Origin of the sequence: Streptacidiphilus pinicola (assembly GCF_003258295.1) — a bacterium.
Taxonomy (GTDB): Bacteria; Actinomycetota; Actinomycetes; order Streptomycetales; family Streptomycetaceae; genus Streptacidiphilus; species Streptacidiphilus pinicola.
Genome location: NZ_QKYN01000041.1, coordinates 1 through 23,098 on the forward strand (window position 1 = coordinate 1; position 23,098 = coordinate 23,098).

Below are 23,098 nucleotides of genomic sequence, written 5' to 3' on the forward strand. Positions count from 1 at the left end.
GCCGCCGCGCAGGAGGCGGGCCGCGCCGCGGGTATGCCGGTCGGCCTGGTCCACGACCTCGCCGTCGGCTGCCACCCGGACGGCGCGGACGCCTGGGCGCTGCAGCACTGCCTCGCCGAGGGCATCAGCGCGGGCGCGCCGCCGGACGCGTTCAACGCGCACGGCCAGGACTGGGGGCTGCCGCCCTGGCGTCCCGACGCGCTGGCCGACGCCGGCTACGCGCCCTACGCGGAGCTGCTGCGTGCCAACCTGCGGCACGCGGGCGGCCTGCGGGTCGACCACGTGATGGGCCTGTTCCGGCTCTGGTGGGTGCCGGAGGGCCGCCCGCCGACGGAGGGCACCTACGTCCGCTACGACCACGAGGCCATGCTGGGCGTGCTCGCGCTGGAGGCGCACCGCGCGGGCGCGATCGTGATCGGCGAGGACCTCGGCACCGTCGAGCCGGGCGTGCGTGAACAGCTGTCCGCGCGCGGTGTGCTGGGCACCTCGGTGCTCTGGTTCGAACGCGACTGGTCCGAGCAGGGCGGCGGCTCCCCGTTGCCGCCGGACCGCTGGCGCGCGGACTGCCTGGCCACGCTGACCACCCACGACCTGCCGCCGACCGCGTCGCGGCTCAGCGGCGACCACGTCGAGCTGCGGCACCGGCTCGGCCTGCTGTCGCGGCCGCTCGCCGAGGAGCAGGCCGAGGACGACGAGGAGCGCGAGGAGTGGCTGGGCGAGCTGGCCCGCGAGGGCCTGATGACCGTGCCCCCGTACGGGGAGGGCCCGGCCGCCGACCTGCTGGAGCCCGTGGACGGCCGGCACCTGCCGGAGGCCGTCGCCGCCCTGCACCGCTACCTGCTGCGCACGCCGGCCGAGCTGGTCGGGGTCTGGCTGCCGGACGTGCTGGGCGATCCCCGCCCGCAGAACCTGCCGGGCACCTCCTCGGAGTACCCCAACTGGCGCCTCCCGATCGCCGATGCGAACGGCAAGCCGGCCACGCTGGAGCAGCTGGCCGCCGCCGAGCGGACCGCCGAGTTCGCGACGGTGATGCAGGAGGCGCGCCCCGAAGAGAACTGACATGACGTCAACTCCTGGGCCGAGAGCGCGACGTCCTGCCCATGCCGGAGCGGGGCCCGGACGGCGCGACCCTTTCCGCGACCGCGTCGCCCGCCCTCAGGCCCAGGAGTCCGCCATGGCCCGCACGCCCCAACTCCGCTTCCTGCAAGGCCTCGCCGCCGACCATGCGACCGCGGAGCGCTTCGGACTCCCGCTCGACGAGTACCGGGACCTGCGCGACGCGGCGCGAGGTGTTGACCGCGATCGGGAAGTGAGGGCGTCCGGGAAGTGAGCCGTCCCGGTCCACTGTCAGCTCCTGACCCACCCCCGCAGCCCAACGGGCAGGCTGTGCCGCGGTCCTGTCAGATGCGGAGAAAACCGTGCAGGCGATCTCGGTCGGCCCGTAGTGTTCTGTCGCCGCCGGACCGGCGGCAACAGGGGGAGAGGGAGAAGCATGAAGATCAACCGCAAGGCGGGGCTCGCGCTGACGGGGTGTGCGGCCGGGCTGGCGCTGGTGGCGTCGGTTTCCGGGACGAGCGCCAGCGCCGCCCCGCTGCCGCTGGCGGCGAGCGGGACGTACTACCAGCTGACGAACAACCACAGCGGCATGTGCGCGGGCGTCTCCGGCCGGAAGACCTCCGGCGCGCCCGTCGTCATCGAGGGCTGCACCGGCAACCCGGACCGTGAGTGGCGCCGGGTGCAGTTCAACACGCACGTCGGCCAGTGGGCGAGCATCCAGAACAAGTACAGCGGCCTGTGCCTGGGCGCGCCCGGCGACTGGGCCGCGGCCCGCCTCGCCGAGTACCGCTGCACCAGCAGCCCGAACCAGCTGTGGGCTGTCGTGCCGTACTCCGGCGGCGGCACCATGGTCAACGAGCAGAGCGGCATGTGCCTGTCGGTGGACGCCGCCAAGACCGCGCCCGCCACCCCGGTCACCGAGTTCTACTGCGGCAACTACGTGGACCAGACCTGGCACTGATCCCGCGTCCGTGACACGAGGTGGCGCCGGTGCCCACGGGCACCGGCGCCACCTCCGTCACCTACTTCTTCGCGGCCGCCCGGTCCGCCGCCTGCGCCCTGAGCGCGCGCTCGACGCCGCTGCGGCACTCGACGACCATGCGGCGCAGCGCCGGGGCCGGCGCGTTCGCGTCGAGCCAGGCGTCCGTCGCGTCCAGGGTCTCCTGCGAGACCTGGATCGTCGGGTAGAGGCCGACGATGATCTGCTGGCCCATCTCGTGCGAGCGCTCCTCGAAGACACCCTTGATCGCGGCGAAGTACTTCGCCGTGTAGGGCGCCAGCAGGTCCGCCTGCTCGGTCTGGACGAAGCCGCCGATCACGGCCTCCTGCACGGTGTTGGTGAGCGTCTCCGCCTCCACCACCGAGGCCCACGCCGCGGCCTTGGCCGCCTCCGTCGGGCGCGCCGCCCGGCAGGTGGCCGCATGCGCCTCGCCCGCGGCGGTGGGGTCGCGCTCGAGCTCCTCCATCACCGAGGCCTCGTCGGCGACGCCGGTCGCGGACAGGCGCTCCAGCAGCGCCCAGCGCAGCTCCGTGTCGACGGCCAGGCCGTCGATCTCGACCGAGCCGTCCAGCAGGCCGGTCAGCAGCGCGAGGTGCTCCTCCGTGGACGCCGACGCGGCGAACGCGCGGGCCCAGGCGAGCTGGTGGTCGCTGCTCGGATCGGACGCGCGCAGCAGCTGCTCGGCCGCGTCGGCCCACTGGGCCCGGCCGGTGGGGCGCCACTCCGGCGCGGCGTAGAGCTCGATCGCCAGCTTGGCCTGACGCTGCAGCGACTGCACCACGCCGATGTCCGACTCCCGGCCCACGCCGTGCAGCACCAGCTCCAGGTAGTCGCGGGTGGCCATCTCGCCGTCGCGGGTCATGTCCCAGGCCGCGGCCCAGCAGAGCGCACGCGGCAGCGACTCGGCGAAGTCGGCGATGTGGGAGGTGACGTTGGCCAGCGAGAACGGGTCCAGACGGATCTTCGCGTAGGACAGGTCGTCGTCGTTGAGCAGCACCACGGCCGGACGGTCGCGGCCGACCAGCTGCGGAACCTCCGTCAGCTCGGCGGCCTCGATGTCGAGTTCGATCCGCTCCACGCGCTTGAGGGCATCGCCCTCCAGCTCGTACAGGCCGATGGCGATGCGGTGCGGCCGCAGCACGGCCTCGCCGCGCGCGCCGGCGGGCAGCGCCGGGGCCTCCTGGCGGACGGCGAAGGAGGTGATCACGCCGTCGGCGCCGACCTCCAGCTCCGGGCGCAGGATGTTGATGCCGGCCGTCTCCAGCCACGCCTTGGACCACGCCTTCAGGTCGCGGCCGGAGGTCAGCTCCAGCGCGGTCAGCAGGTCGGAGAGGCGGGTGTTGCCCCAGGCGTGCCGCTTGAAGTACGCCTGCACGCCCGCGAAGAAGGCGTCCTGGCCGACGTAGGCGACCAGCTGCTTGAGCACCGAGGCGCCCTTGGCGTAGGTGATGCCGTCGAAGTTGACCTGGACGTCCTCCAGGTCGTTGATCTCCGCCATGATCGGGTGGGTGGACGGCAGCTGGTCCTGGCGGTAGGCCCAGGTCTTCATCTGGTTGGCGAAGGTGGTCCAGATGTTCGGCCAGCGGGTGCCCTCGGCCTCGGCCTGGCAGACGGTCTCCGCGAAGGTCGCGAACGACTCGTTCAGCCAGAGGTCGTTCCACCACTCCATGGTGACCAGGTCGCCGAACCACATGTGGGCGAGCTCGTGCAGGATGGTCGTGGCGCGGCCCTCGTAGGCGGCGTCCGTCACCTTGGAGCGGAAGACGTACTGGTCGCGGATGGTCACCGCGCCCGCGTTCTCCATCGCGCCCGCGTTGAACTCCGGCACGAACAGCTGGTCGTACTTGGAGAACGGGTAGGCGAAGTCGAACTTGTCCTGGAAGTAGTCGAAGCCCTGCCGCGTCACGTCGAAGATGTGGTCCGCGTCCAGGTACTGGGCGAGCGACGGGCGGCAGTAGACGCCGAGCGGCACACGCTGCTCGCCGTCCGGGCTCACGTACTCGCTGAAGACGCCGTGGTACGGGCCGGCGATCAGCGCGGTGATGTAGGTGGAGATGCGCGGGGTGGCCGGGAAGCGGTGCACCTCGGTGCCCTCGGCGGCGCCCTTCTCCGGCTCCGGGGAGACCTCGTTGCTGATGACCTTCCAGCCCGTCGGCGCCGCCACCGTGAACTGGAACGTGGCCTTGAGGTCCGGCTGCTCGAACGAGGCGAAGACGCGACGCGCGTCCGGCACCTCGAACTGCGTGTAGAGGTAGGTCTGCTGGTCGACCGGGTCGACGAAGCGGTGCAGGCCCTCACCGGAGCTGCTGTACGCGCAGTCCGCGACGACCCGCAGCTCGTTCTCGGCGGCGAGGTCCGGCAGCGCGATCCGGCTGTCCGCGAACACCTCGGCCGGGTCGAGCGCGACGCCGTTCAGCGTCACCTCCCGCACCGCGGGAGCGACCAGGTCGATGAAGCTGGAGGCGCCCGACGTGCCGGCGGTGAACCGCACCACGGTGGTGGAGCGGAACGTGCCGCCTTCCGCGGCCGTGCTCAGGTCGAGCTCGATCTCGTAGGCGTCCACGTGGAGGAGCGCTGCCCTGGTGCGGGCCTCCTCACGGGTCAGGTTGGTGCCAGGCACGCTGGGTGACTCCTTCGTCGACTGTCTATTCGCTGGCATCTTTGCACGTCCGGTGGCGTTGTCTGAGTGCATTACGCGCAGTGCGCACCGGGCGTCGGTCGGTTCGCCTTCCACGCTTCCTGCACATCGGGCCGATGGTGACGGAGGATGCGCCCTCGGTAGGGTGTTTGGCCGTACGTGCGTATGAATGGGGGAAGTACATGGACGGGTTCCGCGCACCTTCGGCGGGCGATTTCAGCTCCTACGAGGGCCTCGTGGGTCACCAGGGCGACCATCTGAGCAGCTGCGGGCAGTGGGGTGCCGGACAGTGCAGCAACACGCAGGGGTTCGACGAGGGCCTGCTACTCCTGCCGATGCTCGAGGTCGTGCCGCAGCTCGCGCAGTTCTTCGACGGCAAGATGGCCCAGGCGCAGCGCGGCATGCAGCTGATATCCGGAAAGATCCACGAGACCAGCGCCGAGTACACCCGCACCGACGAGTCGAACGCGGCGGACCTGCGCAAGCTCTACCCCGTCGCCTTCGGCGGCGGCGCGCTCGGCGGCCTGGGCATCGGCGACCTGCCGGGCGCGGGCCTGGTCGGCAACTTCACGGACGAAGCCGTCCAGTTCAAGGAGCCCCCCAGCGCGGAGGAGGACCAGGCGCACGCGCTGACCCTCGCGATGCTGACGGTCAAGAAGTCGCCGGACGTCAAGATGGCGAACCACCTGTTCCAGTGGTGCACGGGCGAGAGCCTCTACGACCTCATCGTCACCCCGATCCTGGGCGAGTTCGGCCGGCTGCGCTACCTCGCCGACGCCTACGACGAGCTCGGTGACGGCCTCTACACCGTGGCCGGCACGCTGCGGAAGGCCTCGTGGAAGCTCGGCAGCGAGTGGAAGGGCGACACCGCCAGCGCGTTCGACCAGTATCTGTTCATGTGGACCATGGGCATCGGCGGCATCGGCGATGCCGCCAAGGACGTCTCCAAGGCGTTCAAGATCGGCTACGACACGATGATCCCCCTGGCCCGCGCGGCGGTGAAGGCGATCATCGACCTGGTGGAGAAGGAGATCAAGGACCTCGCCGAGCAGGCCGGCGAGATGCTGGCCGGTGACGCGGCGGTCGAGGCCGTCGGCGGCGGCCCGGAGGACCCGGTGGCCGATGTCGTCGCCGTGGGCTTCTCCATCTACAAGCTGTACAAGATCTACAAGATCGTCCGCGCGATCATCAACTCGATCGGGATCATCATCACGACCTTCCATGCCATCGAGGCGGCCGTGAAGGACATCGAGAAGGCCGTGCAGTCGATCTGGTCCGCCATCACCGCGCCGATGCCGTCGATCGGCAGCCTCATCGACCAGGTCGAGCAGCGGGGCTTCGACTTCGAGAAGAACGGCGGCTGGTCCCCGGTGCTCGGCGCCGGACGCATCGCCATGCTTCCGTCCGCGTAGTCGGCCGATACCCTCTCCCTGAAAGGAGCCGTCATGTTCTCCTACGGCAACAACGCCCCCGAGCCGCGCCGCATGAACACGCCGCCGCTGCAGCCGCCGGCGCAGGGCATCTCGGACGAGCGCCGCGAGGCCGTCGCCGAGCGCATGTCCCGCGAGCTGCTCGAGGGCCGCAGTCCGCAGCAGCGCCAGCTCGCCGGCTCGATCTTCCAGCGCCTGCGCGAGGGCGCGGAGGTCGAGGACATCGATCACCTGATCAAGGACATCCACAAGACCGGCGTCGACGACTTCCGCCGCCGGTCGAGGGCGGGCTACTGACCATGACGTTCGACCTGCAGTCGCTCACCGCCTTCTCCGTCCGCGCCGACTACGGCCGGGACCACACCACCTTCCTGGTGACCCCGGCCGGCTCCGCCGAGCCGATCGTGCGGATGCACAAGGACTATCCGCACGACGTGTTCGTCCGGCCGTTCTACGTCCACCCGGTGGCCGAACCGCAACTGCTGCTCGGCTACGTCAAGATGGGCAAGGCCTGGGACGCGCAGCAGGTCGAGATCGGCACCGTCGGCAAGATGGCGCCGGAGCGGGGCATGCAGCAGGGCCCGATCGTCCAGCACGGCCTCGGCACGCTCCAGCCCGAGCGGCAGGCCCTCACGGGCAAGCAGCGCGTGGTGCGCGGTGCGCTCGGGTTGATCGACGACCTCGTCTGGTCCAGCTTCCGAGGAGACCAGAGCCAGGACGACCAGATGTTCTCGGCCCACATCCGCTGCGCGGGGCCGACATCGGCGGGCTTCGAGCTGGTCCGCCGGGCGGGCGTCACGGCGACGTACGACGTCGCCGTGCACGACCCCAACGTCTCGCGGCTGCTGGTCCTCGCCTTCGTCGAGCGCTTCAACGACACCTCGGACGGGGACCCGCGCCAGAGCCTGATCACCCTGGCGACCAACCCCTTCCGCAACAGGAACAAAGCGGAGAACCGCCGGATGCAGGAGGAGAAGCGGCGGCGCGAGGGGCTCTAAGCTGGGCTTATGCCCTCCGCTCCGCACGTTGATCTCGTTCCCACGGAAGCGGGCGACGCCCGCGTCACCTGGCACCGTCGCGACCGCGCGCAGCACGGTGTGCTGCTGCTCGGCCACGGCGCGGGCGGCGGCATCGAGGCTCCCGACCTCCAGGCCATCGCGGCCGGGGTCGACGCGGTGGCGGTCGCGCTGGTCGAACAGCCCTGGCGGGTGGCCGGCAAGCGGCTCGCGCCCGCGCCGAAGACGCTGGACGTCGGCTGGCTCCCCGTCGTGGCCCATGTGCGGGCCGCGGTAGGGGAGTCGACGCCGCTCTTCGTCGGCGGCCGCAGCGCGGGGGCACGCGTGGCGTGCCGGACGGGGAGTCAGTCGGGGGCGGCGGGCGTCGTCGCACTGGCGTTCCCGCTCCACCCGCCGGGCAAGCCCGAGCGTTCGCGAGTCGATGAGCTGCTCGAATCCGGCCTCCCGACGCTGGTCGTGCAGGGCGCCCGCGACCCCTTCGGGGCCCCGTCGGAGTTCCCTGCGCTGCCGCGTCGGACGCACCGTCTTGTGGGGCTCGAAGCGGGCAACCATGCTTTTGCGGTAAGGAAGTTGGAACCTGACGTGTTGCCAGAAGTCGTCCGTGCTGTCTCGGATTGGCTGCAAGGGCAGATCCGGTAGGGACCTTGTCCGTGGTCATCCCTATGATGTGTACGGGCTGTCAGCCATAACGGGGAGGCACTCGATGAGTGGATACGATGTAGATCTGGACTACCTGCGGGACACCGTCAAGAAACTGCAGGGTGTCGCGGACGGCATGGACGACACGAACGCGAAGGCGCAGTACCAGACGAACCTGTCGCGTACGCAGCTCGGTGGCGATCAGTTCATCGAGTCCGGAAACCTGCACACCGCCCACGACAACATGAAGACGCAGCTCGCACACATGATCAAGACGCTGCAGACGATGATCCAGGAGTTCACCGACAAGACCGGTGCGGCTCACGACTCGTACTCGGCGCAGGACACCCAGACGAGCCAGGACTTCTCGAGGGGAGCGGCTTCCTGATGGCTGACGCGAAGCAGGACCGCAAGGACGCTCAGGACTCGAACAAGGCGCAGCAGAGTTCGCAGGCTCAGGGCAACAAGGACTGGAAGACCTACCTCGACCAGACCAACGGCGGCCAGTCCGGCGGCCAGGGCACCACGGCCTGGGAGGAGGTGCCGGGCTACTACAACCTCAAGCAGATGATCGAGTCGACCGATCCTGCGGCGATGATGACCGTCTCCCAGCACTGGGGCTCGATCTCCACGATGCTCTCGGAAACCGCCGACGAGCTCAAGACTCACGTCACCAACATGTTGGGGCACTGGAGCGGCCAGAGCGCGGATGCCTTCCGGCAGAACGCGAACGACCTCCTCACCAGCCTGTCGAATGGCTCGTCGTACGCCACGATCGCCCAGAACGCGATGAGCACGGCGAGCACCGCGCTGTCCGAGACCCTGGACAACTTCCCGCACCCGCCGAGCAACATGGACAAGCTGGAGCACACGGGCGGCAGCGACGCCCAGTTCCACCAGGACGCACTGAAGTACGGCCTGGAGCAGGCCGTGCAGATGGACGGCGGCCAGCTCAGCGCGTGGGAGCGAGTGCACCAGCAGGCTGTCGTCGCCATGCAGCAGTTGGGTACGCAGTACAACGCGTCTGCCTCCGAGATGAAGAATGTGCCCGGCTCCCAGGACCATTCCACTGTCTGGCCGCCGCCGCCGAGCAACGTGAACCCCAACCCGGTCGGTCCCACCGGCCCCACGCCCACCGGCCCGAACGGTGGCGGCAACGTCCCCATCAAGCCGATCGGCGGCGGCACCAACCCGCAACCGCACCCCATCCACATCAACCCGATCCATGGCCCGACGCCGATTCACACCGGCCCGATCCACAACCCTGGGCCGATTCACACCGGCGGCCCCGTCACGCCCATCGGTCACGGCAAGCTCGACGGCGTCGGCGGCCTGCACAGCGGGGTCGGCGGTGGCGGCGGCGGGTTCGGCGGCGGTGGTGCCGGCGGTCTGGGCGGCCTCGGTGCTGGCGGTGGCGGCCTCGGCGGTGGCGGTCTCGCCGGTGGTATGGGCGGCATGAGCGGTCTGGGCGCAGGCGCTCTCGGCAAGGGCACCGGCTCGGGCGAAGGCGGCCTGAAGGAAAAGGCCGGCCTGGGCGAGGGTGAAGGTGCCGGCGCCGGTGAGGGCGAGGGCGGCATGGGCATGGGCGGTGCCGGCGGCCTGGGTTCCGGCAACAAGAAGAAGAAGGAGCGCAAGGCTCGCGCGGGCTACCTGGTCGAGGATGAGGAGACCTGGACCGACAAGGGCGCGTCCAACCCGGGCGTGATTGAGTTCTGAGAGTCAAGTAGTGTCCTGCTCGTCGAACGAACTTAGACGAGCGGGGTGACGGTATGGGCTTCAGTCGAGCACTGCGAAGTTTGGGAGGGGCAGCGCTCGCTGGAGCCCTTGTCGTTGGCGTGACCCCCGTGGCGCACGCCGACGACGCCCGGAACACTCAGTGGGCACTCAAGGACTACCAGGCAACGAATGCCGTCTGGCCGAAGAGCACTGGCAAGGGCGTGATCGTTGCCGTCATTGACTCCGGGGTGCGGGCTACCCAGGTCGACCTGACGGGCCAGGTGCTGCCTGGCAAGGACTTCCAGTTCGGCGGTAATGGTCAGACCGATCATTCGCCCGAATATCACGGAACGGGCATCGCAAGCCTGATCGCCGGACACGGGCACGGTCCCAACGGCGAGGACGGCATCATGGGGCTTGCCCCTGGAGCGAAGATTCTCCCTGTCGGGGTCGGTCCGGGCCTTGCGGTCGCCGGTACTGACTACACCGGCCAGGCCGTCCGCTGGGCCGTCGACCACGGTGCGCAGGTCATCAACATGTCCATCGGTGGGCCGGACAACGATGCGGTAACCGAAGCGGACATGGCCTACGCCGAAGAGCACAACGTCGTCTTGGTGGCGGCGTCCGGGAACGACGGCGTCAGCGTGCCGCAGTACCCGGCCTCGTATCCGGGAGTTATCAAGGTTGGCGCTGTCGACCAGAACGCCAAGCTCTGGAGCAATTCGAACACCGGGGGGGTCACCGTTGTTGCCCCGGGGGTTCAGGTCCTCGCCGACGGCGACACCGGGTACCGGATGGGCGACGGGACCAGCCTCGCCTGTGCCTACGTCTCCGCCATCGCCGCGCTCTACCGATCTGCTCACCCGAATCTGACTGCGGGGCAGATCGTCAACTACATCATCAAGACGGCGATTATGCCCAAGGGCCACACCGCCCCGGACCCCGGTCTGGGCTATGGGATCGCGTCTCCTGACCTCAACATGTCGGTTGCCCCGGGCCCCGCTGCCGGACCGTTGCCGCAGGCGACGGCCGGCTCTGCCTCAACGACCGGCGGAAGCACCAGCAGCTCTGCGCCCAGCACGACCACCACCGCCTCCAGCTCCTCCTCCGGCGGCAGCTCGATGGGGCTCATCCTCGGTGTTCTCGCTGGCGTCGTGATCGTCGTGATCATCATCGTGGTCGTGATCCGCAGCCGTCGTCGTGGTGGCGGTGGCGGCGGGAACGGTGGCGGTGGCGGGCAGCCGGCGTACCCGGCGTACCCGCAGGCGCAGCCGCCGCAGCAGGCGTACCAGCCGCCGACGGGTCAGTACGGTCAGGGAGGCAGCCCTTACGGCCAGCAGCCTCCGCAGCAGCAGAACCCCTACGGTGGCGCGCCCAACCCGCAGCAGTACCCGCCGCAGCAGGGCTACGGCGGCGGCCAGCAGGGTCGATAACCCGACGCGCCGGAACATGAGCGAGGGCTCCAGCGGGCCATGCCCGCTGGAGCCCTCGCTCATGTTGCCGCCCCGACGGGCTACTTGAAGAGCTGGATCACCTTGCCGCTCATGAAGTCCATGGAGGCGATCAGGACCTCGTGGTTGGGCAGCAGGTAGACCTCGCCCTCGCCGTACTCGATGGTGTTGGCCGAGGCGGGGAGGTGGGCGATGTCGGTCGGCTTGCCTGTCGAGGGGTCGAGGGAGACGACCGTCGGGCCGTTCGACGAGCTGTAGCCCGGGACGAGCGACATGGCGTAGATGTTGCTGCCCCCGCTCGTGCCGCCCGAGGCGGCGCTCTGCGTCGCGTCGCGGAGGAGAGCGCCGCCGCCGTGCGTGGTGCCGTCGTAGGTCCACAGGGGCGAACCCGTGCTCGGATTGACCGCGCTGACGTCCGGCTTCGAGCTGCTGTTGCTGGTCGGGATCAGCAGCGCGGACGAGCCGAGGAGCTGCGTGCCGGGATTGCCGTTCGTCGTGAGCTGGATCTTGTCCGTGAGCGAGATCGGGGTCTCGTTGCCGGAGCTGTCGAAGCGCTGCGCGACCGGGTCTCCGCTGTCCTCGGTGGTGGCGATCAGCGGCGAGCCGCTCAGCACGCTGTTGAACTGGACGTTGTCCGTCTCGGTCTTCTGCCACAGCTGCTTGCCGGTCGCCCCGTCGAGCGCGCTCAGCGTGTAGGAGGGCTGGACGTCAGCGCAGTAGTCGTCGACGAGGACGACGCCCGCGCCGCCGTAGGGGTACGCGTCGCAGTACTGGCCGCGGGCCTTGTAACCCCAGACGGCGTTGCCCGTCGTCAGGTCGACGCCGCCCAGGACGGTGCCGTTGACGATGACACCGACGCTGCCGTCGATGAACGTCGTCGTGCCGGACGCCATGCTCCGCGTCGAGTTGGTCAGCGCGGTCGACCACAGCGTCTTGCCGGTGTGGGTGTCGACGCCGACGAGCGTGGTGCAACTGGTGGTGTCAGGTCCGAAGCCGATCGTGCCGATCCCGGACGAGGAGAGCGTGGGCGACATCGCGCAGGGGACGCCGGGGCCGGAGAGCGGCTGCGCCGTCCAGGCCACGGAACCGTCCGTGAGGCTGTAGGCCTGGACGCCGGACGAGCTGGCGCGGACGAAGTACTTGTCCGTGACCCAGGTGCCGACCTGCTGGTCGGTGGTCTTGCCCTTGACCGACCAGCTGGCTGCCAGCGTGGGCACGGAGCCACCGCCGCCACCGCCGTTGCTGCCGCCACCACCCGGGATGAGCAGAATCGCGACCACCGCGACGATCGCGAGGGCGACGGCGCCCGCGATGATGCCGCCGATCGCGCCGCGGCTGAGGCCGCTGCGCGGCGGGGTCGGCTGCTGGTAGGCGCCCGGGTAGGGGTAGCCGGGCTGACCCTCCGTCGGCAGCGGCGGCATCTGCGGCCACTGGCCCTGGGCGTCGGGCTGCGGCCCGTACGGGGCCTGCTGCGGGAAGGGTTGCTGCTGCTGCGCGTAGGCGGCTTGCTGCGGGTCGTAGGGCGCCTGCCCCGAACCGTAAGGCTGTCCCGGCATCGGCTGCATCGGTTGCTGCATGAGGCCGGGGACCGGCTGGGCCATCGGCGGCAGCGGGTACGGCTGAGCCTGCGCCGCGCCGTCGCCCGGAGCCGGAGCGGCGGCCTGCGGGCTGGGGTAGCCGTAGCCCTGTGCCGGCTGCGCCGGCTGTGGGGGCTGCGGGTAGCCGTACCCGGGCTGCGGCGTCTGACCGGCTGACGGCTGCGGGACCTGCGGAGCGAACTCCGTGGGCGAGTACGCGACGCCCGGGCCACCCGGCTGAGGGACCTGCGGAGCGAACTCCGTGGGCGAGTATGCGACGCCCGGCCCACCCGCACCGCCGGGCTGAGGGACCTGCGGGACCTGCGGGGCGAACTCCGTGGGGGAGTAGCCGACGCCCGGCCCACCCGGCTGCGGGATCTGAGGCGCCGCCATCTCCGTCGGCGAGTACGCCCAGCCCGGCTGCCCGGAGAGCTGCGGCGGCGGCCCGTCCGTGCCGCCGTTCCCCGTGCCCGCGCCGCCCTGCGCGGCCTGCGCGCCCGGCGGCACCGCGTCCTGCGGCGTGCCCGCGGACAGGCGGTAGTCGTCTCTGTCGTCCGAGCCCGAACTGTGGTCAGTCATCCCCGCGCCTCTCCACCACCGTCGACTGACGATCAGCCAACGCGGGAGCATGCAGCGCCACGCCCCCGACCGGCCAGCCTAGCGGGGCCGGACAGACGGGGGCGAAACCCCTCCGCAAGTTGGGACTAGCGCGCGTCGCAGGCCTGCGCGCGCAGCGCGCGGGCGAGGTCGTCGCGGCACTCGCGCACGAGGCGGCGCAGCGCGGGGGCCGCGTCCTCGTGCTCGGCGAGCCAGACGTCCGTCCGGGCCAGCGTCGCGTCCGTGCTGACGAGGCGCGGGAAGAGGCCGTTGACGATGCGCATGGCGATCTCGATCGAGCGCCCGGCCCAGACCTTCTCCAGCACCTCGAAGTACGGCTCCGCGTACGGGGCGACGAGCTCGCGCTGCGAGGCCTGCTGGAAGCCGACGATCTCCGCCTCCAGCAGGGCGTTCGGCAGCTCGTCCGTCTCGACGACGACGTGCCAGGTGCGGGCCTTCGTCTCGGCGTTGGGCGCGGCTGCCCGGGCCGCGGTCTCCAGGCGCTTGCCGCTGGCGGTGTTGTCGCGCTCCAGCTCCGCCGCCAGCTCGGTGTCCCCGGCCAGCCCCGCCGCGACGAGGGTCTGCAGCAGCGCCCAGCGCAGCTCCTGGTCCACGTCGAGGCCGTCGATCCGGGCGGTGCCGGCCAGCAGCCCGCCGACCAGCTGCAGGTCGGACGGGCCGTGCGCGGCCTGCGCGAAGAAGCGCGCCCACGCCAGCTGGTGGTCGCTGCCGGGCGCGGCCGCCCGCAGCTCGATCAGCGCGCCCTCGGCGAGTGCCAGCGCCGCGGCCTCGCGCCCCTCGGGGGCGACGTACTGCTCCAGCGTCAGCTTGGCCTGGGCGTGCTGCTGCTGCAGCACGCCGATGTCGCTCTCCCGACCGGCGAAGCGCACCACCAGGTCGAGGTAGTCGCGGGCCGGCATCAGGCCGTCACGCGTCATGTTCCACACGGCCGACCAGCACAGCGCACGCGCCAGGGGGTCCTGGACGTCGCCGAGCGCGGTGCGCAGCGTCTCCAGTGACTGCTCGTCGAAGCGCATCTTGCAGTACGTCAGGTCGTCGTCGTTGACGAGCACCAGGGCCGGGCGCGGCAGCCCGACCAACTCGGGGACCGACGTGCGCGCCTCCGCGCGCACGTCCAGCTCGACGCGCTTGCTGCGCACCAGCCGGCCGTCCTCCATCCGCTCGTACAGGCCGACGGCGACGCGGTGCGGACGCAGCGTCGGGTAGCCCTCGGCGGCGTCCTGCAGTACCGCGAAGTCGGTGATCCGGCCCTCGGCGTCCACGGTCAGCTCGGGGGTGAGCGCGTTCACGCCCGCTGTCTCCAGCCAGGCGCGCGACCAGCCCGCCATCGCCTCGTCCCCGCGTCCGCTGGTCTCGGCGAGCACGACGAGCAGGTCGTTCAGCGTGGTGTTGCCGAAGGCGTGGCGCTTGAAGTAGCGGCGCGCGCCCTCGAAGAAGGCGTCCCGGCCGACGTACGCGACGAGCTGCTTCAGCACGGCCGCACCCTTGGCGTAGGTGATGCCGTCGAAGTTGAGCTTGGCGTCCTCGAGGTCGCGGATGTCCGCGGTGATCGGGTGCGTGGTGGGCAGCTGGTCCTGGCGGTAGGCCCACGCCTTGCGGCGGTTGGCGAAGGTGATCCAGCCGGACTGGTACTTGGTCGCGGCCACCTGCGAGAACGCGCCCATGAAGTCGGCGAAGGACTCCTTCAGCCACAGGTCGTCCCACCACTGCATGGTGACCAGGTCGCCGAACCACATGTGCGCCATCTCGTGCAGGATGACGTTGGCCCGGCTCTCGTACGCGGCCTCGGTCACCTTGGAGCGGTAGATGAACTCCTCACGGAAGGTGACGCAGCCCGGGTTCTCCATCGCGCCGATGTTGTACTCGGGCACGAAGGCCTGGTCGTACTTGCCGAACGGGTACGGGTAGTCGAACTCCTCGTGGAAGAAGTCCAGGCCCTGCTTGGTGACGGTGAAGATCTCGTCCGAGTCGAAGTACTGCGCCAGCGACTTGCGGCAGAGCGCGCCCAGCGGGATCTCCAGCGTGGTGCCGTCCGGCAGTTCGCGCGTGTAGTGGTCGCGGTCCACGTGGTACGGGCCGGCGACGATCGCGGTGATGTAGGTGGAGATGCGCTGCGTCGGCGCGAACGACCAGGTCAGCGACCGGTCCTCGTTGCGCTGCGGCGCGCCGGTGGCGGCGGAGTTGGAGAACGCCTCCCAGTGCGCGGGCGCGGTCACCGTGAACGTGAACGGCGCCTTCAGGTCCGGCTGCTCGAAGTTGGCGAAGACGCGGCGCGCGTCGGCCGGCTCGTACTGGGTGTAGAGGTACACCTCGCCGTCGACCGGATCGACGAATCGGTGCAGGCCCTCGCCGGTGTGGCTGTAGGCGCAGTCGGCGTCCACGACCAGCTCGTTCTCGGCGGCCAGGCCCGGCAGCGCGACCCGCGAGCCGTCGAAGACCTCGGCCGGGTCGAGCTCGCGTCCGTTCAGGGTGACCGTGCGGACATGCGGGGCGAGCAGGTCCGCGAAGGAGTCCGCGCCCGGCTCGGAGCAGCGAAACCGCAGGGTCGTCCGGGAGCGGAAGGTGCCGCCGTCGCCGAGCGCGCTGCGCAGGTCGAGCTCGACGGCATACCCGTCGACCGCGAGGATGCCTGCCCGCTCGCGGGCCTCGTCACGGGTGAGATTGGTGCCGGGCACGTCGGTACTCCTCGTGCAGACGGGGCGCGGTGTGGGTGGTCGCGCCGCTGAACCGTGGATCGCTTGTCCTCGCATCTTGTCACGGCGCGGGGTGCTGGGAATGGCGACGTGGGTCCGCACGTTCGTGGTGAGGGGAATCGGGTCCTGGACCGACCAGGACAAGGCAGGACAAGGGAGCATGTTTTATGTCCGTGGACGCAGCAGACGCAGCAGCAGCGCCCGTCACCGCAGACTTCTGGTTCGATCCGCTGTGCCCGTGGGCGTGGATGACGTCCCGCTGGATGCTGGAGGTCGAGAAGCAGCGCCCCGTCAAGGTCAAGTGGCACGTGATGAGCCTCGCGGTGCTCAACTCGGGCCGCGAGCTGCCGGAGCACTACGCCAAGCTGATGGAGGAGGCCTGGGGCCCCGTCCGCGTCTGCATCGCTGCTGCGCAGGAGCACGGGGACGAGGTCCTCGGCGCGCTCTACACCGCGCTGGGCACCCGCTTCCACAACGGCGGCCAGCCGCGGGACCGGGCCACGATCGAGGCCGCGCTGACGGAAGCCGGCCTGCCGACGTCGCTGGCGGACGCGATGGACTCCACCGAGTACGACGACGCGCTGCGCGCCTCCCACAAGGAAGGCATCAGCCTCGTGGGTGAGGACGTCGGCACCCCCGTCATCGCCGTCCCCGGCACGACGGGCGAGCGCGTCGCCTTCTTCGGCCCCGTCGTCACCCCCGCCCCGAAGGGCGAGGCGGCGGCCCGCCTCTGGGACGGCACCCTCCTGGTGGCCTCCACCCCGGGCTTCTACGAGATCAAGCGCACCAGGACCGAGGGTCCGATCTTCGACTGACGGTCAGTTGCCCTACGGAGGGGCGCGAGGCTGTGCCCGCTTTGCGGGCGCGACCACCGTGGGCTGAGCTGCCGCAGGTGGTTGCCCGCGCCCCTACCGCTTGCGGGACCAGGCCAGGCCCAGCACGGCCAGGACGGCCGTCGCGCCCAGTGTCGTCGCCAACTGCACGCGGTTGCCGTGGCTCAGCAGCATCAGTGCGAGGACGGCGAGGACGCCCGCGAGGGCGACCCACGTCAGGTACGGGAAGGCCCACACCCGTACGGTGAGCCGCTCCGGCGCCTCGCGCTCCAAGCGCCGGCGCATCCGCAGCTGGGCGACGCAGACGAAGGCCCAGACGACCAGGACCGCCGCGCCGACGGCGTTCAGCAACCAGGCGAAGACCGTCGTCGGCCACCAGAAATTGAGCAGCACCGCGAAGAAGCCGAAGGCCGAGGACGCCAGCACCGCGATCCGCGGCACGCCGCCGCTCACCCGCGCCAGCGCCTTCGGGCCGAGGCCGCGCTGGACCAGGGAGTACGCCATCCGTGACGAGCCGTAGATGTTCGCGTTCATCGCGCTCAGCAGGGCGATCAGGACGACCACGTTCATGATCTGCGCGGCCGCCGGCACCCCGATGAGACTGAGCGTCTCGACGTACGGACCGTGCTTCACCACGGACGGGTTGTTCCACGGCAGCAGGGTGACGATGACGGCCATCGAGCCGACGTAGAAGACGGCGATCCGCCACATCGCGGTGCGCACCGCGCTGCCGACGCTGCGGACGGGGTCCTTGGACTCGGCCGCCGCGATGGTGACCGTCTCCAGGCCGCCGTAGGCGAAGACGGAGGCGAGCAGGCCGGTCACCAGGCCGTTGACGCCGTGGGGGAGGAAGCCGCCGTGGCCGGTCAGGTTGGTGAGGCCGGGTGCGCCCTTGCCGATGACGCCGAGGACGGCCAACACGCCCAGCACCAGGAAGCCGACGATCGCGGCGACCTTGATCGCGGCGAACCAGAACTCGAACTCGCCGAAGTTCTTCACCGCGGCCAGGTTGCTGACGCAGAAGAAGGTCATGAAGAGCGCGACCCACATCCAGGTGGGCGTGCCGGGCAGCCAGCTGGTCATGATGCCGCCGGCGCCCGTCGCCTCCGCGGAGACGCCGACGCAGAGCAGCAGCCAGAAGAGCCAGCCGGAGGTGAAGCCGGCCCAGACGCCGATCTCCTTCTCCGCGTGCACGGAGAACGAGCCGGAGGCGGGGCGCGCGGCGGACATCTCGCCGAGCATCCGCATGATGAGCATGACGAGCACGCCGGAGACGGCGAAGGCCAGCACGATGGCGGGCCCGGCGGCGGCGATGCCGGCGCCGGAGCCGACGAAGAGGCCGGCGCCGATGACGCCGCCGAGGGCGATCATCGAGAGGTGCCGCGGCCGCAGGCCGTGGGAGAGGCCCGCAGCCTGCGGCTGCTCGGTCTGCGGCGCGGTCGACGGCGCGGTCGAATGCGGGGGCTGAGGTGACGTCGTGGTGCTCATCTGTCCTGCGGGTGGTGTTCGGATACTGAACCGGCGTGCTCAGTATTCGGGCAATGGTGCCTGCGTCCGCAGAGAACCCGGCCCGCGCGGTCACCATGCGAACGACCGGATCACCAAGCGCAGCGCGCCGACTGCGCTCCGTTGCCGCGCAGTCGGGCTCGCCTAAGCCTTGATCTGCGGTTTTGTGGAAAGCACGCACAACGGACGGATCGTCGGGCGGATAGGTTCACGATCGTTCACTCCCTCACCCACAGGAGCCCGCCGTGAGTCTCGCCGCACCCATCGTCCGTCCCGGGGCCGTCCTCGCCGACCTGCTGCCCGCCGCCGGGGCGACCCGCGGGCGCGCGTTGGTCCGCGACGCCGCGCTGGTCCTCGGGGGTGCCGCGCTCACCGGGCTCGCCGCCCAGCTGTCCGTGCCGATCCCCGGCTCGCCGGTGCCGGTGACCGGACAGACGCTGGCCGCACTGCTCGTCGGCACCGCGCTCGGCGCGCGCCGCGGCGCCGCGTCGATGGCGCTCTACCTGCTGGCCGGCCTGGCGGGTGTCCCGTGGCTCGCGGGCGGTGCCTCCGGACTGAGCGTCAGCATCGGCTATGCCGTCGGCTTCGTGGTCGCGGGCGCCCTCGTCGGCGCGCTGGCCCGCCGCGGCGCGGACCGCAGCCCGCTGCGCACGGCCGGTGCGATGGTGCTCGGCAACCTCGTCATCTACGCCGTCGGCGTGCCGTGGCTGGCGGTCGCCGCGCACCTCAACCTGTCGCAGGCCGCCTCGGCCGGCCTGTACCCCTTCCTGCTGGGTGACGCAGTCAAGATCGCTCTCGCGACGGGTCTGCTGCCCGCCGCCTGGAGGCTCGCAGGTCACCCCGCCTCGGCGGGCCGGGGCTCGCACGAGGGCTGACGCGCCGGGCGGCGGCCGGGCTGACATAATCGCGCCATGCGCGTCTACCTGGGATCCGACCACGCCGGTTTCGAGCTCAAGCAGCACTTCGTGAAGTGGCTGACCGAGGCCGGGCACGAGCCGATCGACTGCGGCCCGCACATCTACGACGCCGACGACGACTACCCGCCGTTCTGCCTGCGGGCCGCCGAGCGCACCGCCGCGGACCCGGAGGCGCTCGGCGTCGTCATCGGCGGCAGCGGCAACGGCGAGGCCATCGCCGCCAACAAGGTCAAGGGCGTTCGCGCCGCGCTGGCCTGGAGCGTGGACACGGCCAAGCTGGGCCGCGAGCACAACAACGCCAACGTCGTCTCCATCGGCGGCCGGATGCACAGCCTCGAGGACGCCACCTCCTTCCTGGAGGCCTTCCTCGCCACGCCGTTCTCCGAGGGCGAGCGGCACATCCGCCGCATCGACATGCTGACGGAGTACGAGATGACCGGCGAGCTGCCGCCCGTCCCGGCCCACCACCCGCAGGGCTGACGCCGCAGCCGATGCCCGAGGGTCACACCATCCACCGACTGGCCGCCGAATACCACCGGGTGTTCGGCGGCCAGGCTGTTGGCGTCTCCAGTCCGCAGGGCCCGTTCGCCGAGGCCGCGGCGCGGTTGGACGGCCGCGAGCTGACCGGGACCGACGCCAAGGGCAAGCACCTCTTCCTCGGCTTCGCCGGGGCCGGCTGGGTGCACATCCATCTCGGCCTCTACGGCAAGGTCTTCTGGGGCCACGGCCCGGTGCCCGAGCCGGTCGGCCAGGTCCGGCTGCGGCTCGCCACCGACGACGCCCACGCGGACCTGCGCGGGCCCACGAAGTGCGCGCTGATCACCCCCGGCGAGAAGCTGGAGGTCGAGGCGCGGCTCGGCCCCGACCCGCTGCGCGCGGAGGAGACCGGCGACGCCGCGTGGAAGCGGATCAGCGGCAGCCGCACCACGGTGGCCGCGTTGCTGATGGACCAGAAGGTCCTCTCCGGCGTCGGCAACGTCTACCGCGCCGAGGTGCTGTTCCGTCAGGGCATCGACCCGCACCGCGCGGGCCGCAGCCTGCGGCGCGCCGAATGGGACGCGATCTGGGACGACCTGCGCCCGCTGATGCGCGAGGGCGTCCGCCTGAACCGCATCGACACCGTCCGTCCCGAGCACACGCCCGAGGCGATGGGCCGCCCGCCCCGCGTCGACGACCACGGCGGCGAGGTCTACGTCTACCGCCGCGCAGGTCAACCCTGCCTGGTCTGCGGCACGGAGGTCCGCACCGAGGAGCACGCGGCCCGCAACCTCTTCTGGTGCCCCCGCTGCCAGGCCTGAGCGCACCCAGGTACGACGTCGGGAGTCGGACCGTGGTCCGACGCGGGGGGCACGAGCAGCTGTCTACCGTTTCGGTCATGAACCCCCCGCGACCGCCCCTGCTCAGACGGCTGACACCCCGCCACCGGATCGCGCTCGACTGCGCCGTGGCCGTCCTTGCGTGCCTCGTCTCCCTCCGGGGACGAGGCATGCTGGAGGGTCCGCCGTGGAGCGTCACCCTCGCCGTGCTGCTCGGCACGGGCGCGATCGCCACCCGGCGGCTCTGGCCGGAACCGATGCTGATCTGGGGCGCGTTGCTGCTGGCCCTGACGACGGCACTGACGATCTTCGTGCTGCAGCTGGTCGCGCTCGCCTTCGTGCTGTACCTGGCGGCGCAGCGGCTGCCGCTGCGGGAGTCCGCGTGGCTGCTCGCCGGCACGTTGGCGATCGCGGCCACCGGACTGACGGGGCATCTGTCGTTCCGACCGCACCGGGCGGTCTTCTCCAGTCCCGGGCCGGCGCTCGCGCAGCTCAGCCTCGCCGCCGCAGCCTGGGCGCTCGGCCTGGTGGTCGGGCAGCAGCGTCGCTACGCGGCCGTGCTGCGGGACCGGACAGCGCAGCGCGCGGCGGCCGAAGTCGCGGAGGCTGACCAAGCTGGCCGCCCGCGACCGCGCCCAACTCGTGATCGCGGCCTACGAGTCCGGCCTGGTCAGCCCCGGCGGTCGGGCTACGACGAGGTGAAGGAGAGCACCAGCGCCATCAGGCCGAACACGCCGGCGCCGGTGCACAGCGCGAAGACCGCGAACCCGAGCCGGCCCGCGGCCCGTGCGGCGCGTGGGCTGTCGGCGGCGCGGCGGCCCAGCAGGGCGGAGGGCAGCGAGCAGGTCAGCATCAGCGCGAACAGGATCAGCGCGAGCCAGCCCACCGAGTGCGCGAGGCTGATCGGGCCGTAGTCCCCGGCTCCCCGGCGGTCCACGTCCAGCTTCTTGCCCGCCGCCGGACGCGCGGAGGTCGCGACGGACGCCCCCGGGTCGGTCACCGACCCGTCCGTGGCACGGAACACACCGACGCAACCGTCGACGCCCGCGGGCTGCCCGCAGGAGACCACCGTCAGCGTCCCCGGCGTCCCGGCCAGCCCGGCGGCGTACGCGCCGCGGTAGCCGCCCAGCACGAGCAGCCCCAGCCCGATGACGGAGATCACGAGCAGCAGCGGCAGGCCGGCCCTCACCTGTGCCGGACGGGCCGTCCGGTCGGTCGCGGTAGACATGCGCCGACGCTATCCCGAACCAGGTGCGGAACGGTCATCAGGGCCACCTACCCGCGGGGGCGCGAGGCACGCGCAATTTGGCGCGATCGTTGCAGCGCGCATCCGCGACACGTCGACGGGTGGCCGGGACGCTCGGTAGGGTCTCCGGAACATGGCACGCCGCGACGCCGGGGGACACCCGGACGACACCCCTGTGGTCCGCCTGCGCCGGGCGCAGCTGCGGGCCTGGCGAGGGGTGCGCCGGGCCGCCGTCGACTACTTCCGTGGTGACGGCGCCGACTGGATCGCCTTCGTCGTGCTGCTGATTTTCGTGCCGTTGCTCACGTTGGCCACCGTCTCGCTGCCGATGTGGTTCCCGCCGACGGCGCTGGTGCTGCCGGTGATCTCCGGTGCGCTGCTGCTGCGCCCCAGCAGTCTGGTGCTGCTCTACGCCGCCACGGCCTCCGCCCTCGCCGTCGAAGGCGTGCTGCTCGGGCCGTCCGGCAGCGGCGACCCCGCGCGGGTGACACCCGGCTGTGTGCTGACGGTCGGCGCGGTCGCGGCCGTCGGGCTGGTGCTGGCGCAGTTCCGCAGCCGCGTCGGGGTGCCCTGGCGGCGCGGCGGCTCGATGCTGTTCGACCTGCGCGAGCGGCTCAAGGTGCAGAGCCGGATCCCGGCCCTCCCGGCCGGCTGGTACGTCGAGATGGCGCTGCGGCCCGCCGGCGGCCAGTCCTTCTCCGGCGACTTCGTCGTGGCCGCCCGCACCGGCACCGGCAAGCGGGTGCTGGAGGCGGTGCTCGCGGACGTCTCCGGCAAGGGCATGGACGCCGGCTCGCGTGCCCTGCTGCTCTCCGGGGCGTTCGGCGGACTGCTCGGTTCGCTGCCCCCGCACGACTTCCTCCCGGCCGCCAACGGCTACCTGCTGCGCCAGGGTTGGGAGGAGGGCTTCGCCAGCGCCGTGCACCTGGTGCTGGACCTCGACACCGGCGAGTACGAGCTGCTGTCGGCCGGCCACCTGCCGGGCATGCAGCGGGTGCACGGCACCGGCCGTTGGGAGACCAAGGAGGCCGAGGGCCCGCTGCTCGGCATCTACGACGGCGCCAAGTTCGAGGGCGTACGCGGGGTGTTGGCCCACGGCGACGTGCTGATGCTGTGCACGGACGGCATGGTCGAGGCACCCGGCCGGGACCTCTCCGAGGGCATGGACCGCCTCATGGGAGAGGCCGACCGCCTGGTGGGCAGCGCCTTCGCCGGCTCCGCCTGGCGGCTGATCGAGCGCGTCGCCAAGGACCGCAGCGACGACCGCGCCCTCCTGCTCCTCTGGCGCGAATAGGCGTATCCCAGGGCGCACTTGTACCATCCGTCACACGATCTTCGGACAATCTCGGCTGATAGTGCACTCCGGCAGTGCACTGTGAGCCAGAACCGCTTTACGGAGCCCGTTGATCCGGAGAGACTGACTAAGCGGGCGAGCGTGAGCTGGGG

General features: G+C 71.2%; 20 protein-coding genes and 1 pseudogene. 16 read left to right on the plus strand and 5 right to left on the minus strand.

The genetic code is table 11. The features are described 5' to 3' along the window. From DN069_RS11635 to DN069_RS11640, 3 genes are all read left to right on the plus strand, one after another. On the plus strand, positions 1-1,059 hold a 1,059-nt coding region (locus DN069_RS11635; RefSeq protein WP_133259895.1), incomplete at its 5' end, for a 4-alpha-glucanotransferase. 115 nt (positions 1,060-1,174) lie between these two features. Further along, positions 1,175-1,330 (plus strand): hypothetical protein, encoded by a 156-nt coding sequence (locus DN069_RS40005; protein ID WP_165845471.1) that lies wholly within the window; start codon positions 1,175-1,177, stop codon positions 1,328-1,330. 162 nt (positions 1,331-1,492) lie between these two features. Then, positions 1,493-2,017 carry an RICIN domain-containing protein gene (locus DN069_RS11640; protein ID WP_111500852.1) on the plus strand — a complete coding sequence of 175 codons (525 nt, stop codon included), beginning with the start codon at positions 1,493-1,495 and terminating at the stop codon, positions 2,015-2,017. Positions 2,018-2,078: 61 nt separating this feature from the next. Here the strand turns inward: DN069_RS11640 and pepN (DN069_RS11645) are convergent, their stop codons facing one another. Beyond that, positions 2,079-4,676, minus strand: a complete 2,598-nt coding sequence (gene pepN, locus DN069_RS11645) for an aminopeptidase N (protein WP_111500853.1) — start codon at positions 4,674-4,676, stop codon at positions 2,079-2,081. A 200-nt stretch (positions 4,677-4,876) separates the two neighbouring features. On the opposite strand from pepN (DN069_RS11645), the gene DN069_RS11650 reads away from it, so the two are divergent. From DN069_RS11650 to DN069_RS11680, 7 genes are all read left to right on the plus strand, one after another. Then, a complete protein-coding gene (locus tag DN069_RS11650; RefSeq protein ID WP_111500854.1) occupies positions 4,877-6,106 on the plus strand; it encodes a hypothetical protein in 1,230 nt (409 codons plus the stop codon). A 33-nt stretch (positions 6,107-6,139) separates the two neighbouring features. Continuing rightward, positions 6,140-6,421: a hypothetical protein gene (locus DN069_RS11655; protein ID WP_111500855.1), complete on the plus strand. Its 282-nt coding sequence runs from the start codon at positions 6,140-6,142 to the stop codon at positions 6,419-6,421. Positions 6,422-6,423: 2 nt separating this feature from the next. Beyond that, positions 6,424-7,122 carry a hypothetical protein gene (locus tag DN069_RS11660; protein WP_111500856.1) on the plus strand — a complete coding sequence of 233 codons (699 nt, stop codon included), beginning with the start codon at positions 6,424-6,426 and terminating at the stop codon, positions 7,120-7,122. 9 nt (positions 7,123-7,131) lie between these two features. Continuing rightward, positions 7,132-7,779: an alpha/beta hydrolase family protein gene (locus DN069_RS11665; RefSeq protein WP_111500857.1), complete on the plus strand. Its 648-nt coding sequence runs from the start codon at positions 7,132-7,134 to the stop codon at positions 7,777-7,779. Positions 7,780-7,843: 64 nt separating this feature from the next. After that, positions 7,844-8,167, plus strand: a complete 324-nt coding sequence (locus DN069_RS11670) for a hypothetical protein (RefSeq protein ID WP_111500858.1) — start codon at positions 7,844-7,846, stop codon at positions 8,165-8,167. Further along, positions 8,167-9,495, plus strand: a complete 1,329-nt coding sequence (locus DN069_RS11675; RefSeq protein ID WP_111500859.1) for a WXG100 family type VII secretion target — start codon at positions 8,167-8,169, stop codon at positions 9,493-9,495. Before DN069_RS11670 ends, DN069_RS11675 begins: the two co-directional genes overlap by 1 nt. A gap of 128 nt (positions 9,496-9,623) precedes the next feature. Beyond that, positions 9,624-10,928, plus strand: coding sequence for a S8 family serine peptidase (locus DN069_RS11680; protein WP_243639111.1), 1,305 nt, complete (start codon positions 9,624-9,626; stop codon positions 10,926-10,928). A gap of 80 nt (positions 10,929-11,008) precedes the next feature. On the opposite strand, the gene DN069_RS11685 is transcribed toward DN069_RS11680, so the two are convergent. Continuing rightward, positions 11,009-13,102, minus strand: coding sequence for an outer membrane protein assembly factor BamB family protein (locus DN069_RS11685; protein ID WP_111500861.1), 2,094 nt, complete (start codon positions 13,100-13,102; stop codon positions 11,009-11,011). Between the two features lie 125 nt (positions 13,103-13,227). Continuing rightward, positions 13,228-15,816: an aminopeptidase N gene (gene pepN / locus DN069_RS11690; protein ID WP_111500862.1), complete on the minus strand. Its 2,589-nt coding sequence runs from the start codon at positions 15,814-15,816 to the stop codon at positions 13,228-13,230. Positions 15,817-16,001: 185 nt separating this feature from the next. On the opposite strand from pepN (DN069_RS11690), the gene DN069_RS11695 reads away from it, so the two are divergent. Next, the gene (locus DN069_RS11695) at positions 16,002-16,649 is read left to right on the plus strand and encodes a DsbA family oxidoreductase (protein WP_111500863.1); all 648 of its coding nucleotides are present in this window, start codon (positions 16,002-16,004) and stop codon (positions 16,647-16,649) included. A 93-nt stretch (positions 16,650-16,742) separates the two neighbouring features. Here the strand turns inward: DN069_RS11695 and DN069_RS11700 are convergent, their stop codons facing one another. Then, positions 16,743-18,155: an amino acid permease gene (locus tag DN069_RS11700; protein WP_111500864.1), complete on the minus strand. Its 1,413-nt coding sequence runs from the start codon at positions 18,153-18,155 to the stop codon at positions 16,743-16,745. Between the two features lie 263 nt (positions 18,156-18,418). Here DN069_RS11700 and DN069_RS11705 point away from each other — a divergent pair, with 263 nt between their 5' ends. The 4 genes and pseudogenes from DN069_RS11705 to DN069_RS41480 all read left to right on the plus strand — a co-directional run. After that, the gene (locus DN069_RS11705; protein WP_111500865.1) at positions 18,419-19,048 is read left to right on the plus strand and encodes a biotin transporter BioY; all 630 of its coding nucleotides are present in this window, start codon (positions 18,419-18,421) and stop codon (positions 19,046-19,048) included. A gap of 36 nt (positions 19,049-19,084) precedes the next feature. Further along, positions 19,085-19,570, plus strand: coding sequence for a ribose-5-phosphate isomerase (locus tag DN069_RS11710; protein WP_111500866.1), 486 nt, complete (start codon positions 19,085-19,087; stop codon positions 19,568-19,570). Positions 19,571-19,581: 11 nt separating this feature from the next. Then, positions 19,582-20,388, plus strand: coding sequence for an Fpg/Nei family DNA glycosylase (locus DN069_RS11715; protein ID WP_111500867.1), 807 nt, complete (start codon positions 19,582-19,584; stop codon positions 20,386-20,388). Positions 20,389-21,003: 615 nt separating this feature from the next. Next, positions 21,004-21,108: pseudogene (locus tag DN069_RS41480) on the plus strand (DNA-binding response regulator); the annotation flags it as partial. Here DN069_RS41480 and DN069_RS11725 read toward each other — a convergent pair. Next, positions 21,095-21,634 carry a hypothetical protein gene (locus DN069_RS11725; protein ID WP_111500868.1) on the minus strand — a complete coding sequence of 180 codons (540 nt, stop codon included), beginning with the start codon at positions 21,632-21,634 and terminating at the stop codon, positions 21,095-21,097. The pseudogene DN069_RS41480 and the gene DN069_RS11725 sit on opposite strands and share 14 nt — an antisense overlap. Positions 21,635-21,785: 151 nt before the next feature. Between DN069_RS11725 and DN069_RS11730 the strand changes: the two genes are divergently transcribed. Further along, positions 21,786-22,946, plus strand: a complete 1,161-nt coding sequence (locus DN069_RS11730) for a PP2C family protein-serine/threonine phosphatase (protein WP_111500869.1) — start codon at positions 21,786-21,788, stop codon at positions 22,944-22,946. Positions 22,947-23,098 lie beyond the last annotated feature (152 nt).

What these genes read in the sequence shown, in the direction of transcription:
- DN069_RS11725 (WP_111500868.1), bottom strand. Translation starts at nt 21,634, where the DNA reads ATGTCTACCGCGACCGACCGGACGGCCCGTCCGGCACAGGTGAGGGCC.
- DN069_RS11670 (WP_111500858.1), top strand. Translation starts at nt 7,844, where the DNA reads ATGAGTGGATACGATGTAGATCTGGACTACCTGCGGGACACCGTCAAG.
- DN069_RS11685 (WP_111500861.1), bottom strand. Translation starts at nt 13,102, where the DNA reads ATGACTGACCACAGTTCGGGCTCGGACGACAGAGACGACTACCGCCTG.
- DN069_RS11655 (WP_111500855.1), top strand. Translation starts at nt 6,140, where the DNA reads ATGTTCTCCTACGGCAACAACGCCCCCGAGCCGCGCCGCATGAACACG.
- DN069_RS11715 (WP_111500867.1), top strand. Translation starts at nt 19,582, where the DNA reads ATGCCCGAGGGTCACACCATCCACCGACTGGCCGCCGAATACCACCGG.
- DN069_RS11665 (WP_111500857.1), top strand. Translation starts at nt 7,132, where the DNA reads ATGCCCTCCGCTCCGCACGTTGATCTCGTTCCCACGGAAGCGGGCGAC.
- DN069_RS11675 (WP_111500859.1), top strand. Translation starts at nt 8,167, where the DNA reads ATGGCTGACGCGAAGCAGGACCGCAAGGACGCTCAGGACTCGAACAAG.
- DN069_RS11650 (WP_111500854.1), top strand. Translation starts at nt 4,877, where the DNA reads ATGGACGGGTTCCGCGCACCTTCGGCGGGCGATTTCAGCTCCTACGAG.
- DN069_RS11640 (WP_111500852.1), top strand. Translation starts at nt 1,493, where the DNA reads ATGAAGATCAACCGCAAGGCGGGGCTCGCGCTGACGGGGTGTGCGGCC.
- DN069_RS11710 (WP_111500866.1), top strand. Translation starts at nt 19,085, where the DNA reads ATGCGCGTCTACCTGGGATCCGACCACGCCGGTTTCGAGCTCAAGCAG.
- DN069_RS11700 (WP_111500864.1), bottom strand. Translation starts at nt 18,155, where the DNA reads ATGAGCACCACGACGTCACCTCAGCCCCCGCATTCGACCGCGCCGTCG.
- DN069_RS11695 (WP_111500863.1), top strand. Translation starts at nt 16,002, where the DNA reads ATGTCCGTGGACGCAGCAGACGCAGCAGCAGCGCCCGTCACCGCAGAC.
- DN069_RS11660 (WP_111500856.1), top strand. Translation starts at nt 6,424, where the DNA reads ATGACGTTCGACCTGCAGTCGCTCACCGCCTTCTCCGTCCGCGCCGAC.
- DN069_RS40005 (WP_165845471.1), top strand. Translation starts at nt 1,175, where the DNA reads ATGGCCCGCACGCCCCAACTCCGCTTCCTGCAAGGCCTCGCCGCCGAC.
- DN069_RS11730 (WP_111500869.1), top strand. Translation starts at nt 21,786, where the DNA reads ATGGCACGCCGCGACGCCGGGGGACACCCGGACGACACCCCTGTGGTC.